The organism is Hungatella sp. L36 (assembly GCF_014288035.1).
Genome location: NZ_JACOPC010000008.1, coordinates 263,391 through 275,777, shown reverse-complemented (window position 1 = coordinate 275,777; position 12,387 = coordinate 263,391). Strand labels below are relative to the sequence as shown.

Sequence of the window (12,387 nt, the reverse complement as noted above, 5' to 3'; positions counted from 1 at the left end):
ATGTACCGTATTCTAGTAGTGGATGATGAACCGGCGGCCATCAAGCATATCTGTAATATTATCGCCATCAAATGCCCGCAGTTCGAGGTGACCGCCACGGCGGAGCACGGCCAGGAAGCGCTTAAGCGGCTGGAGGAGGAGACGCCGGATATCCTGATCACGGACGTGAAAATGCCGGTCATGGATGGAATCGCGTTGGCCGAGCGTGTGAAGGAGCGCTATCCCGAGGTGCTGTCGCTGGTGGTGAGCGGGTATCAGGAGTTTGAGTATGCGAAGGCGGCCATACGGTCGGGCGTCTATGATTATCTGTTAAAGCCGATTAAGCCGTCCGCCCTGCAGAATGCATTAAACAGCATGGAGGAGGTGCTGGCTGAGCGGTATGCCAGAAAGCGGAATTTTCTGATGAAGAGCCTGTGCGAGAAGAACAGTGTCGATAGGAAACTGCTGGAGCGCTACTTCCCGGCGGGGAAATATTACGCGGCGCTTGTGAGGAGAAATGGACTGCCGCGGCGGTATTCCGGCAATTCCGGCTTTGAGATATTTTCCGGCAGGGATGAGAAAATCTACCTCTATGGAAGAGATGAGATGGAGGCGATGTATCTCTATCCGGAAGATATTCTGTTTTACAAGAGCTTCTATCAGATCATCTCCGAGACAATCCGGCGGGAGCACGGCAACTCCAACTATGTGACCGGTATTATCCGGGAAACGCCGTTTTCCATCGGACGTGCGGACGACGTCTTTTTAGAGCTGTACCAGCTTCTCGACAGCAGTATCGTGATCGGCGCAAGCCAGATCCTGATTGCAGAGGAGCTGAAAGAGGATAAACGGAAGGGACAGGACGGACAGGAAACGACGGGCGGAGAGTTTCAGGCCCTGGAAAACTATATTCAAAAAGGTCAGAGAGAGAAAATCATATCGGCGGTGGCAGAGCTTTTTGACTGCTGGAAGCGCACGAAGAGAACGCAGATGTATGTGGAAGCCCAGGTGAGATACCTTTTGATCCTGATGGATAAATCCGGCCTGCTCTCCGGAATGGAGCAGAGTACGGAGCGGATTCTGGATGACCTCTTTTTCTATGCGGAAGATTTGGATGAGGTTTCAGACGCGATACAAAACATGCTGATGCAGAAGATAAAGAAAGAACCGGCACAGCAGAAAATGGACACGGAGGAATTCTTTAAAAGGATCACCGGCTACATGGAGCGCCATCTGTCAGAGGAACTTTCCATGGGGAGACTGTGTAAAGAATTTGGCCTGTCGCCGACGTATTTAAATAAGCTGTTCCGCAAATACTCCGGCAGCTCCTTCAATAAGTGCCTGACTCTGGCCCGGATTCAGTGCGCCAGAGACTTAATGGATGAGGGAACCTCCGTCTATGTGAAGGATGTAGCCGCCAGAGCGGGCTATAACGACCAGTTCTATTTCAGCAGAATTTTCGCTTCGGTGGTGGGGGTCAGCCCTTCCGATTATATGGAACGGGTTCAGAATCAGAAAAAGGGACAGGAGATACAAGGGAATGAACAGTGATTTGCAGCAGCGAATGGAAGCGGTTCTCGCAGACGCCCTGGATCAGCAGGAGATGAGCGGGGCCAGCGTCCTGGTAATGAAAGACGGAAAAATACTCTGCCGCCTGGAGGCAGGCTATGCGGACAGGAAGGCCGGCAGGAAGATAAAATGTGATACGATTTACCGCTTATATTCCATGACCAAGCCGGTTACCGCCGTAGCCGCCATGATCCTGCTGGAGAGAGGAGCGCTGTGTCTGCAGACACCGGTTTACGAGTATATCCCCTCATTTTCCGGCGGAAAGGTGTGGCGTGACGGCCATCTGGAAGAGGCCATCCGCCCGGTAACGATCCATGACCTGCTGAATATGACATCGGGGCTGTCCTACGGGGATTCGGATACGGAGACAGAGAGGCGGACCAGGGAGCTCTTCTGCGAGACGGAGCGCCGTCTGATCACGGAATCACCGATGACGACCCGGGAGTTTGCCGAAAAGGCGGGAGCGATCCCTCTTCTGTATCAGCCCGGCACCTCGTGGAAATACGGTATATCCGCCGATATTATGGGGGCAGTCATCGAAACGGTTACGAATCAGACGCTGGGAGCGTTCATGAGAAAAGAGATTTTTGAACCGCTGGGTATGACGGATACCGGCTTTTACGTGCCGGAGGAAAAGCAGCACCGCCTGGCAATGGCCTATGAGACGGGAACGGACGGGAAACTGAAGGAGTACACCGGCAATTTCCTGGGAATCAACAACCGTATGAAGGGAAACGCAGGATTCGAATCCGGGGGCGCAGGGCTGGCATCTACCATTGATGACTATGAGCGGTTTGCCAGAATGCTTCTTCAAAAGGGGAGTTTTGAAGAGAGGCAAATTCTGCGTCCAGGGACGGTGGAATATCTGACCGGAGGCCGCCTTTTCGGAGATACGCTGTCAGAAAGCCCGCAGGGGAGCTTTGAACGCTGGTTCGGACAGCGCGGATTCAGCTACGGAAATTTTATGAGGGTATTGTGGAATCCGGGACAGGCCTCTGTTCTCGGCCGGCAGATGGAGTACTGCTGGGACGGATGGCTCGGCTGCAGCTTTGTGAACTGTCCCAGGGAACGGCTTACCTTTCTCGTGATGCAGCAGAAAAAGGATGCCGGAATGCTTGTCACGAGGCTGAAAAATGTATTATCTTCACACGATTTATCATGATGCGGAAAGGAATTCCATCACAGAAAGGAAAACGAGATGTTTTTAACTCATGAGAAATTAACCGTTTATACGGAGGAAATATGGAGCAGGAGATATGAGGAGACCGTGGAAGTATTCCCCTTTGTCTCCAGAGACGCCGGCTGTGAGACCGATGAGGTTCTGTCCCGGTATCCGGGGCGCCTGACAGGCGGGGAATTGGTCCGGAAGGGAGAATTCTTTATCGGGCGTGACCGCTATCTGTGGCTGCAGGCGGATGCTGCGGTTCCGGAGAAACGGGAGGGGAGCCAGATCATGGGAGTCTTCGACTTCGGCAAGACGGGGGAGGGGTTCAACAGCGGTTTCGAGTCCCTGCTGTTTGTCGACGGGAAGCCGTACCAGGGAGTGGACACGTTCCACAATGAGGTGATTCTGGAACCGTTTGCCGGCACGACTATAGAGCTTACGTTTCTGCTCTGGACCGGCTTGGAGGGAGGCGGTGTCCGCACCGAGCAGATCCACCGTTTTAAGAAGGCGGGAATCGGATATCTGAATCTGGCCGCGGACCGTTTTTTCTACCATTCCGATGCTGTCGTTAAGAGCGCGGCGCTGATGCCGGAGACTGGCACCGAGAAGGAGGCCATCCTGACTGCCTTAAACGATGCGTACACGCTTATTGACTGGGATCAGGACCGCTTTTATCCCACGGTGGAGGCGGCGCTGCGGCATCTGGAAGATGATTTCAAACAGATGGATAAGAGAAGTGACATCACGGTGCACTGCGTGGGCCATACCCATATCGACGTGGCATGGCTGTGGAGATTAAAGCATACCAGGGAAAAGGCAATGCGTTCCTTTTCTACCGCTCTCAGGCTCATGGAACAGAATGAGGACTTCCTGTTTTTGCAGAGCCAGCCTCAGCTTTACCAGTATATCAAACGGGATTGCCCCGAGATTTACGAACAGATTAAAAAACGGATTGCGGATGGGAAATGGGAAGTGGACGGCGGCATGTGGCTGGAAGCCGACTGCAATATCACCTCCGGGGAGGCGCTGGTACGCCAGTTCCTGCATGGCTGCAATTTTATCAAAGAGGAATTCGGCCGCGAATGCACGCATCTGTGGCTTCCGGATGTGTTCGGATACAGCTGGGCGCTGCCTCAGATTCTGAAGCAGTGCGGGATTCAGACATTTGCAACCACGAAAATCAGCTGGAATGATGTGAACCGGATGCCGCATGACCTCTTCTGGTGGCGGGGAATCGACGGAAGCGAGATACTGACCTATTTCATTACAACGCCGTATGAAAGCTCAGAGCATAAGCACGGAGCGACGTATAACGGAAAGCTGACGCCGTTCGAGATATTCGGAAGCTGGGAGCGGTTCCGGGATAAGAACCTGACGAAGGATGTGCTGATCCCCTTTGGCCACGGGGACGGCGGCGGTGGAGTGACAACGGGAATGTTAAAGAGCAGGCGGTCCATGGATCTGCTTCCCGGAGTGCCCCTTGTGGTGAATGACACGGCAGGAGGCTATTTCCAGAAGCTTCACCGCGATATGGAGGAACGGAAGAGCCAGCAGCCGGTATGGGATGGCGAGCTGTATCTGGAATACCACCGCGGCACCTATACGTCTCAGGCGAAAAATAAGAGATGGAACAGGAAACTGGAGTGGAAGCTGGCGGAGACGGAATGGCTGGCCAGCCGCAGCCTTGCGGATGGGCAGGAATATCCGCAGGAGGCCCTCCATCACGCATGGGAGATCGTTCTGCGCAATCAGTTCCACGATATCATTCCGGGATCCTCCATCCATGAAGTCTATGAAGATTCTGAAAAGGAATACCGGGAGGCGGACCGGCTGCTTAACGAGACGAGAGCTGTTCTTCTCGCCGGCCTTACGGACAACAGCGACAACCACTGGACGCTCTGGAATTTCAGCAGCTACAGCAGAAACGATCTGGTCCGGATCGAAGAGCCGCGGGAGGGCCGGTTTACGGAACTCGACGGAACACTGATAAACGCATGCCGTGACAGCAGCGGTTACTGGCTGCAGACCAGTATGCGGGGACTGGAGATGCGGAGTATTTGTTTCCTGCCGGGGGCGGCCGCAGAGGGACAGAGCGGTTTTGCAGGGGAAGAAGGCGGATCGGATCACCTGGCTTTTGTCCATGCGCATGGCGCCGAGACGCGGTATTACCGGATCCGCTGGAATGACAGGGGACAGCTGACCTCTGTCTATGATAAGGAAAACGAGCGTGAGGTGCTGAAGGGCGAAGGAAACCGCCTGGAGATCTTCGAGGACAAGCCCATGCGGTTTGACGCCTGGGATATCGACATCTTTTACATGGAAAAGGTTGAGACCGCGGAGCTCACAGATCCGCCGGTGCTTTTGGAAAATAACGAACTGAGGACGGTGATCCGGTTCTCTTACGTATACCGGAAATCAGCCATCGTGCAGGACATGATCCTGTATGGCAACAGCCGCCGCATTGATTTTGAAACCACGGTGGACTGGCATGAGGACCATCGGCTCTTAAAAGCGGCTTTCGAGCTGGACATCAGGAGTACCAGGGCGGTATACGATATCCAGTTTGGCCATGTGGAGCGCCCGACTCACTATAATACCAGCTGGGATCAGGCGAGGTTCGAGGTGGCGGGCCACAAGTGGGCGGACATTTCCGACAGCGGCTATGGAGTCAGCCTGATGAATGACTGCAAATACGGCTATAATGCCAAGGACAGCACGCTTAAACTCTCTCTTTTGAAGAGCGCGAAATTCCCGGATACGGAGGCCGACATGGGACTGCATACCTTCACCTATGCGCTTTATCCCCATGCGGGAACGGTGACGGAGGGAGGAACCATTCCGGAGAGTCTGAATTTAAACGTGCCGATCGGCTCGGCAAGAGGCAGAGAGAAGGTGCAGACAGCAGGCAAACGGATCGTATGGACGGATAATCCGTCGGTATTTGTGGATGCGGTAAAGAAGGCAGAAAGAGAAGAGTGCCTGATTGTGCGTCTCCATGAAGTGTCAGGCAGCAGGCAGACGGTATCCGTCCGATCTGACTACCCCGTGAAGAAATGGACCGTCTGCAACCTGCTGGAACAGGACTGCGGCGCAGCGGAAACCGATGAAATAACAGCGGTTTTACAGCCATTTGAGATTCGGACATTTAAGATCTGGCTCTGATAAAAAACGGAACCGCGCCCTGTGTTTAAAATTTCCCTCTTCTGCCAATACTTGTTAATAACAACTGGTGAAAGTGAGGAAAAGGTATGAGCAGGCGTTATCATGTGTATTCCCTGTCAGACCCCTCGAAGGCACAGCGAATTGTCGGCGAGATCGGAAAAATGGACGGGGTAAAGAAGGTGGACATTTCTGAGGACTTGAGGGAGATGGACATCGACGCGGATGCCGCGGAGTTCAGCACGGTCATGGACCGGGTGGTGAACATCTGCAATAAGGTTTCTTATGGATGCGAAGTGAAATATAAGTTTTCATGAGCAGACGGTGAGCGGCGGAGAGGAGAAGAAATCCTCTCCGCCGTTTCTGTGCGGAAAAGTGATAATATCCCTTTTACTATAATGTCTCTGTCTAAAACTGTTTTTTTGTGATAGATTAAAGAGAGGCGGCTGTGTGAATGCAACTGGCTGTCTAACTAAGAACCCAACTAACTAAAAAACCAACTAACTAAAAACCCAACGGAGAGGAGCATCAAATTGAGTACGTTCATATTCGAAAATCTAATATCGGAAAAGATAATCTCCTCCTCCTGGGGGCTGCTGAACCTGCTCTATCCGGCCGCGGCCGGTGTGGGCCTCATTCTCCTGCTGAACCGCCTGTTAAAGCCCCGCTTTGGCCGGCCATGGCTGACTGCGGCTGCCATCCCCTTTCTTATTCATCTTGCCACTGCAATGGTAATCGGGTGGGAGCCGGGGCTTCAATGGTCGGTTCCGGGAACCTGGCTGCTGTGGTATCCCGTGTTTCTGCTGCTCTTATGTTCGGTCTTCTACAAGGGACCGGCTGCTGCGAAGCTCTATCTGGCAGTGACCTTCTGTACGTTTTACCTTCTGACGATGCAGACAATGGAACACCTGGGCTACATTTTGTTTCAAATGGCGCTGCACGCGGAGCTGCCGCCTGGGGACAGAGAACTGCCGGTCCTTATATTCTATACGTGTCCATTTTTTACGGGGCTGCCGTACCCGGACAGTTTTCTTCGGGCGGTTCTATACAACAGTGTCTTTTTCATAAGCCTGGCCGTGGCCTGTGTTTTGATTCTGATCTCCAGCCGCTGTCTGGCCGTAAAGCTAAAACGGCGCACGTGGGAGATGAAATGGAAGGAAGTAGTCTTTTTACTTCTGCCGGCGGGCGCAGGGATATCCTTCTATATTTTCATAAACTTTATTAAACAGGTTTTGTTCGAGACAGCGGCGGTGGAGCTTGTAAAATGGTACGGCCCCGCGTTTTATCTGCTGATTCCCGCGCTGACGCTGGGCCTCATGGCGGCGGTTCTGTATTCGTGCGATATCTATGAACAGCTTCTGGTTTTCGGCGAGGAAAAAGGAAAGGCGGACATGCTGGAGAATCAGGTGGAGCAGATGGAAGGGCATATTCAGGATATCGAGCGGCTCTACACCGGAATCCGTTCCATGAAACATGATATGCAGAACTATCTGTTCGATATCAGAAGCCTGCTGAGCAGCAGGGGGATCCGGGTGGAAGACGATCCGGAGGGGCTGGGCGCGTATTTCTCGGGGATCGGAGAAGCCCTCGACCGGATGAATGCAGTCTACCACACCGGAAATCCGGTGACCGATGTGGTGATCAACGAGAAGTACCGGCAGGCACGCAGTCTGGGTGCTCAGTTCACCTGCTCCTTTCGTTTCCCGGAAGCGTACCGCATCAGCGCATTTGATATCAGCATTATTTTAAATAACGCACTGAACAATGCGCTGGAGGCGTGCGAACGGCTGAAGGAGAAGAATCCGGAGGCGCCGCTCTCCATTCAGATTGAGGCATACTGCAAAAACAACGTGTTTCTTATGGAAATTACCAATACCTTTGACGGGATTTTAAAACATGCAGAGAGAGAACGCTTCCTGATGACGAGGAAGGAAGATCCCTTTGAACACGGACTGGGATTTCAGAATATCAGACGGTGTGCGGAGAAATACTTCGGCACAGCAGATTACCGCTACAGTGAGGACCGTTTCTATTTAACCGTGATGCTGCAGCGGGTATGGAAATCGGAATAAAAACAGGCCGGGGCAAAATCGCCCGGCCTGAATTCTTTCTCGGTCCCGCCCCCAAAGCCGAGAGAGAATTCAGGCCTGTTACTGTTCTCCCCGTTTTAAAAAATGCATATAGGTGTCAACGAATTCAGAATATCTCGTCTTGGACAGCAGCAGGCTGCTTCCGTCCGTCAGCCGGATCGTCTGGCGGTTATAGCTGTTGATCTTCTCCAGATTCACCAGAAATCCCCGGTGGCAGCGGTAGAAACGGCTGCCTAAATGCTTTTCCAGATCATTCATGGTGGCATAGATCTCAAATGCTTCCTTTTCCGTGTGGATGACTACTTTTCTCAGATTGCTCTCCACGTAGAATATCTGGCTCGGACAGACCCGGATATGATCGGTTTTCGTGTGGAAAAAAAGAGCCTTCTCATCAGTATGTTCTTCACATTCTGCCGCGGCCATTTTAAGAATCTTCTCAAATTTCTCTTCATCCAGGGGCTTTAAAAGATACTGGAAAGCAAATAAGTCAAAAGCATCAAACACATATTCGTCGTATGCAGTAATAAATATGACGGCAGGGCGGTGAGGCGTGCGCGAAGGAGTCCGGCTGCGCAGCTGCTTGATCGTCTCCAGTCCATTCATTTTCCCCATACTTATATCCATTAGAATGATATCGAACTCTGTCGAAGAGCTTAACAGATCCATACCATTATGAAATGCTTCAATACCGGCTTCAGGAAGAATTCCGGAACATAGTTTTGTTAGATATGTAAGCATATGTTTATCGTCGTCGCAAATCCCAAGCTGCAGCATAATACCCTCCTTATAAATCCGTATCTGCACTTCCATGATTTTATCATATGCAGTGCGGGGATGCAAAGCCTGCGTCATGAGTAGTCGTGGAAATGTAACGAAAAGTTGGAAAGTATTTCCTCATCCATACCTGTGCACTATGTATTAAACTATCATAGGCAGGAAAAGAGGGCACTTCAGATGAAAAATTAAATAATTAAACACAGATTCAATGCTTTTCATGAAGTATTTGAAATGTATCCGACAGCCCATAGGGTAAAAGAGAGAAGACAGAGAGAAAAACACCAGAAAGATTGTAAAGTTTAGTAAAATCATATTGATAAAACTTAATTCTTAGTGTATATTTTAAATATAATTTAATTGTTAATTAAATAAAAATTCAATAGTGTTTAACAAGGAGGAGAATCGTGAAAAGGAAATTAACAGCAGTTCTTACAGTTGCCCTGGCAGCGGGGATCATGGTAACGGGGTGTGGCAGTTCAGGTTCAGGTACGACGGCAAAGGAAAGCGCAGCAACTACGGCGGGAGATACCACTGCAGCAGGAGATACTTCAGCAGCAGGAGACACTGCCACAGAGGCGGCGAAGAGCGGAGAGGTAACGACCATTCGTTTCTACGGATCCGATTCCGAGTACAACCAGAATATCGTAGCGGGCTTCCAGACAGAGAACCCGGATATTAAGGTTGAGATCGTACCGGTAGACTTCGATAACGCAGAGCAGATCATCAAGACAGGCATCGCTTCCGGCGATCCGGTCGACGTAAGCTTCTTCTGGGGCAGCCAGATCAATGCATTTACAGATGACAACATGGCATACGACATAACTCCATACTTAACAGAAAACAACAATGAGTGGAAAGATACATTTGTTCCGGCATACATAGACGCAGGCATGGTTGACGGTAAGTACTACGCCGTAAGCTACCAGCCGGTTATCGAGACCATTTTCTATAACAAGGATTTATTTACTCAGTATAATGTAGAGCTTCCGAAGACATGGGACGAATTTGTAGAAGCATGTAAAGTGTTTAAGGAGAACGGTGTATACGGCGTAGGCAACTGGAACGGCCAGAACCACCAGCTGCTTCAGTTCGCATACCAGTATATGGCCAATGACGGAACGCTGGAAGAATACGTGGCAGGCAAAGGCGACTTTACCCAGTGCGAAGGCTTAAAGAAATGTCTTGAAAACTGGAAATCCGTTTACGATGCAGGCTACTGGTATCCGGGCGAGGGTGCTTTAACCTCCACCAAGGACCAGACTCAGGCGGCGTGGTATCAGGGTAAGGTAGCCATGCTGTTTGACGCAGGCTCCAACGCAGGCGAATACATCAAGAACAGTGAATTTGAAGTTGGCATCCTTCCATTCCCATACGTAGCAGAAGGCGGAAAGTATGCACTTAACACGGTAACAAACGCACTGTTCATTCCGGCCAATGCAAAGCATCCGGAGGAAGCGGTCCGTTTCATGAAGTACTATACCAGCGACGCAGGCATCGAAGAGATCATCAAGAGCGGAAGACTGCCAGCTACTATCTCCATGCAGGATAAGGTGGACAGCGAAATCTTAAAAGACCTTCTTGCAACCACGGTAGGCGACAATGTAGTCGGGTACAAGCAGATGCAGGGACTTTCTTCCGAGATCAATTCCTTCCTTCAGAATGATATGGTCGGCATGGTCTGCACAGGAACCAGCGTGGAAGACACACTGGAGCAGCTGGAAGATTTAAAGCAGGCAACCGTGAAAGGCGAATAAGGAAAGCAGTAAATACGCGCTGATAAGGGAGTGCTGACAGCGCTCCCTTTTTCCTTACATTGAGGTATAGAGTATGCAGAAATCAAAGAGAAAAATGAGCAATATCGAGAAAAAATATATGGTTGCAGGCTTTGCATTCCTGACGCCTGCTATTGTGATCTATCTTATATTTGCCGTCATCCCGTTTTTTGACAGTTTCATTCTGTCATTTCAGGAGTGGAGCGGTTTTGGACCGAGAACGTTTCTTGGTTTGAAGAATTATTTTTCCGCGTTCCGCGATAAGACGTTCCTCCTGGCCATCAGGAACAGCGTTTATCTCGGTGTGGCATCGGCGTTTTTCAGCGTGATCATAGGTGTTCTTATGGCATGGCTGCTTCTTTATGTAGGGAAAAAATGGGGCGGCTTCTTCCGTACCATCCTCTTTTCACCCAGCATGATTCCGGCCGTCATCACTGCCCTGATCTTTGCGTTCGTCTATGAGCCGGAGATCGGTATTTTAAATAATATCCTGGGTACTCTCGGCCTGGAGAATTTACAGCATGCGTGGCTGACCAACAAGGGAACGGCACTCAATTGTATTCTCTTCGTATCGGCCTGGAAGCAGGTGGGGCTTACCATGGTGCTCTGCTTTGCCGGTATGCAGGGAATCGACAACTCCTTAATCGAGTCTGCAAGACTGGATGGGGCGACGGATTTCCAGATCTTTAAGAAGATTATCCTGCCGCTTATCATGGCGTTTGTCCAGCTTTCCACAATATTTGCAGTCATGAGCGGTCTTAAGATTTACGATACCGTAGTAGCACTTACCAATGGCGGACCGGCCAAGTCAACGACCGTTATGCCGTTATGGATTCTTCAGAACTCGTTCTCATTTAACAATTACGGTTATGGTTCCGCCATGAGTATGATTTTTGTTGTCATTGTTTTAATCGGCATGGTTGTGGTCAAGAAGCTGGTAAGAGGAGGTAACTATGAGCGATAGAATGTTCGGCATGAATAAATGGATGAAGGTGCTTGCCTATACTGTTCTGGGCCTTTACACGGTCGTGGTTGCCTACCCGATCTTATTCATGTTTTTTACATCTTTTAAATCAAATAAAGAGTTCTTCGTAAACCTGTTCGGCCTTCCACAGAACGTGGAGATCATGAACTACGCCAAGGCGTGGAGTGTGGGAAAACTGGGTACCTATTTTGGAAACAGTGTAGTGGTCACCGGAGTTTCCGTAGCGGTTACCACGATTGTTTCACTGCTTGGCGGATATGCGCTGGCGAAATTATATATACCGAAGGCAAACCTGATCATGGATGTGTTTATGGTGTTTAACTTTATTCCCGGCATTGCGATCTACATCTCCCTCTATTCCATGATGAGCAAGATGCATCTGACGGGCGGAAGAATCAGCCTGATTCTGCCTTATATTGCATGGCAGATTCCATTTTCCATGTATATCATCAAGCAGTACTTTGAGACCATACCCGAGGAACTGATCGAGAGCGGGCGAATCGACGGCTGTACGGAATTCGAGGCGTTTTTCCATATTATGCTTCCGCTGGTGAAACCGGCGATTGCGACCATCATCGTATTCACCTTTATCGGAAACTGGGGAGAACTGATGTGGGCCAACATTACGACGGCCTCCAACGCGCTGATTAAGACACTTCCCGTCGGCCTTCTGAATTTCAAGACGGAGATGGGCGTCGAATGGGGACAGTACACCGCGGGAATCTGCATGGTCACCCTACCGCTGATGCTGGTATTCGGGTATTTCCAGAAATACTTTGTATCAGGACTTACGAATGGCGCGGTTAAGGGGTAATTTAACAGTCAAAAACCCCGCCGCAAGCAACGGGTTTTTTGACCCTCGCGGCAGTCGCCAAATGGGCGCGCCAGCGT

At 50.6% G+C, this 12,387-nt stretch carries 9 protein-coding genes; 8 read left to right on the top strand and 1 reads right to left on the bottom strand.

Translation table 11 applies throughout. From position 1 onward, the window contains the following. The 5 genes from H8S80_RS19725 to H8S80_RS19705 all read left to right on the top strand — a co-directional run bounded on the left by H8S80_RS19725 (position 1) and on the right by H8S80_RS19705 (position 7,944). Positions 1-1,530, top strand: a complete 1,530-nt coding sequence (locus tag H8S80_RS19725; protein WP_117621520.1) for a response regulator — start codon at positions 1-3, stop codon at positions 1,528-1,530. After that, complete coding sequence (locus tag H8S80_RS19720) at positions 1,520-2,710, top strand: serine hydrolase domain-containing protein (RefSeq protein WP_117621519.1); 1,191 nt, start codon at positions 1,520-1,522, stop codon at positions 2,708-2,710. Before H8S80_RS19725 ends, H8S80_RS19720 begins: the two co-directional genes overlap by 11 nt. A 36-nt stretch (positions 2,711-2,746) precedes the next feature. Beyond that, positions 2,747-5,875 (top strand): alpha-mannosidase, encoded by a 3,129-nt coding sequence (locus H8S80_RS19715; protein ID WP_117621518.1) that lies wholly within the window; start codon positions 2,747-2,749, stop codon positions 5,873-5,875. Positions 5,876-5,961: 86 nt separating this feature from the next. Next, the gene (locus tag H8S80_RS19710; protein ID WP_002601263.1) at positions 5,962-6,189 is read left to right on the top strand and encodes a hypothetical protein; all 228 of its coding nucleotides are present in this window, start codon (positions 5,962-5,964) and stop codon (positions 6,187-6,189) included. Positions 6,190-6,405: 216 nt separating this feature from the next. Beyond that, positions 6,406-7,944: an ATP-binding protein gene (locus H8S80_RS19705; RefSeq protein ID WP_117621517.1), complete on the top strand. Its 1,539-nt coding sequence runs from the start codon at positions 6,406-6,408 to the stop codon at positions 7,942-7,944. A gap of 78 nt (positions 7,945-8,022) precedes the next feature. Here H8S80_RS19705 and H8S80_RS19700 read toward each other — a convergent pair whose 3' ends face one another. After that, entirely contained in the window at positions 8,023-8,736 is a 714-nt protein-coding gene (locus tag H8S80_RS19700; protein ID WP_117621516.1) for a LytR/AlgR family response regulator transcription factor, read from the bottom strand. A 407-nt stretch (positions 8,737-9,143) separates the two neighbouring features. On the opposite strand from H8S80_RS19700, the gene H8S80_RS19695 reads away from it, so the two are divergent. The 3 genes from H8S80_RS19695 to H8S80_RS19685 all read left to right on the top strand — a co-directional run bounded on the left by H8S80_RS19695 (position 9,144) and on the right by H8S80_RS19685 (position 12,310). After that, a complete protein-coding gene (locus H8S80_RS19695) occupies positions 9,144-10,493 on the top strand; it encodes an ABC transporter substrate-binding protein (protein ID WP_117621515.1) in 1,350 nt (449 codons plus the stop codon). A 73-nt stretch (positions 10,494-10,566) separates the two neighbouring features. After that, complete coding sequence (locus tag H8S80_RS19690) at positions 10,567-11,475, top strand: carbohydrate ABC transporter permease (RefSeq protein ID WP_002601259.1); 909 nt, start codon at positions 10,567-10,569, stop codon at positions 11,473-11,475. Further along, entirely contained in the window at positions 11,465-12,310 is an 846-nt protein-coding gene (locus tag H8S80_RS19685) for a carbohydrate ABC transporter permease (protein ID WP_002601258.1), read from the top strand. The genes H8S80_RS19690 and H8S80_RS19685 overlap by 11 nt, the downstream gene beginning before the upstream one ends. The last annotated feature ends 77 nt before the right edge of the window (positions 12,311-12,387 follow it).

Coding starts and splice junctions, on each gene's coding strand:
- H8S80_RS19690 (WP_002601259.1), top strand. CDS start 10,567: ATGCAGAAATCAAAGAGAAAAATGAGCAATATCGAGAAAAAATATATG.
- H8S80_RS19725 (WP_117621520.1), top strand. CDS start 1: ATGTACCGTATTCTAGTAGTGGATGATGAACCGGCGGCCATCAAGCAT.
- H8S80_RS19720 (WP_117621519.1), top strand. CDS start 1,520: ATGAACAGTGATTTGCAGCAGCGAATGGAAGCGGTTCTCGCAGACGCC.
- H8S80_RS19685 (WP_002601258.1), top strand. CDS start 11,465: ATGAGCGATAGAATGTTCGGCATGAATAAATGGATGAAGGTGCTTGCC.
- H8S80_RS19700 (WP_117621516.1), bottom strand. CDS start 8,736: ATGCTGCAGCTTGGGATTTGCGACGACGATAAACATATGCTTACATAT.
- H8S80_RS19715 (WP_117621518.1), top strand. CDS start 2,747: ATGTTTTTAACTCATGAGAAATTAACCGTTTATACGGAGGAAATATGG.
- H8S80_RS19710 (WP_002601263.1), top strand. CDS start 5,962: ATGAGCAGGCGTTATCATGTGTATTCCCTGTCAGACCCCTCGAAGGCA.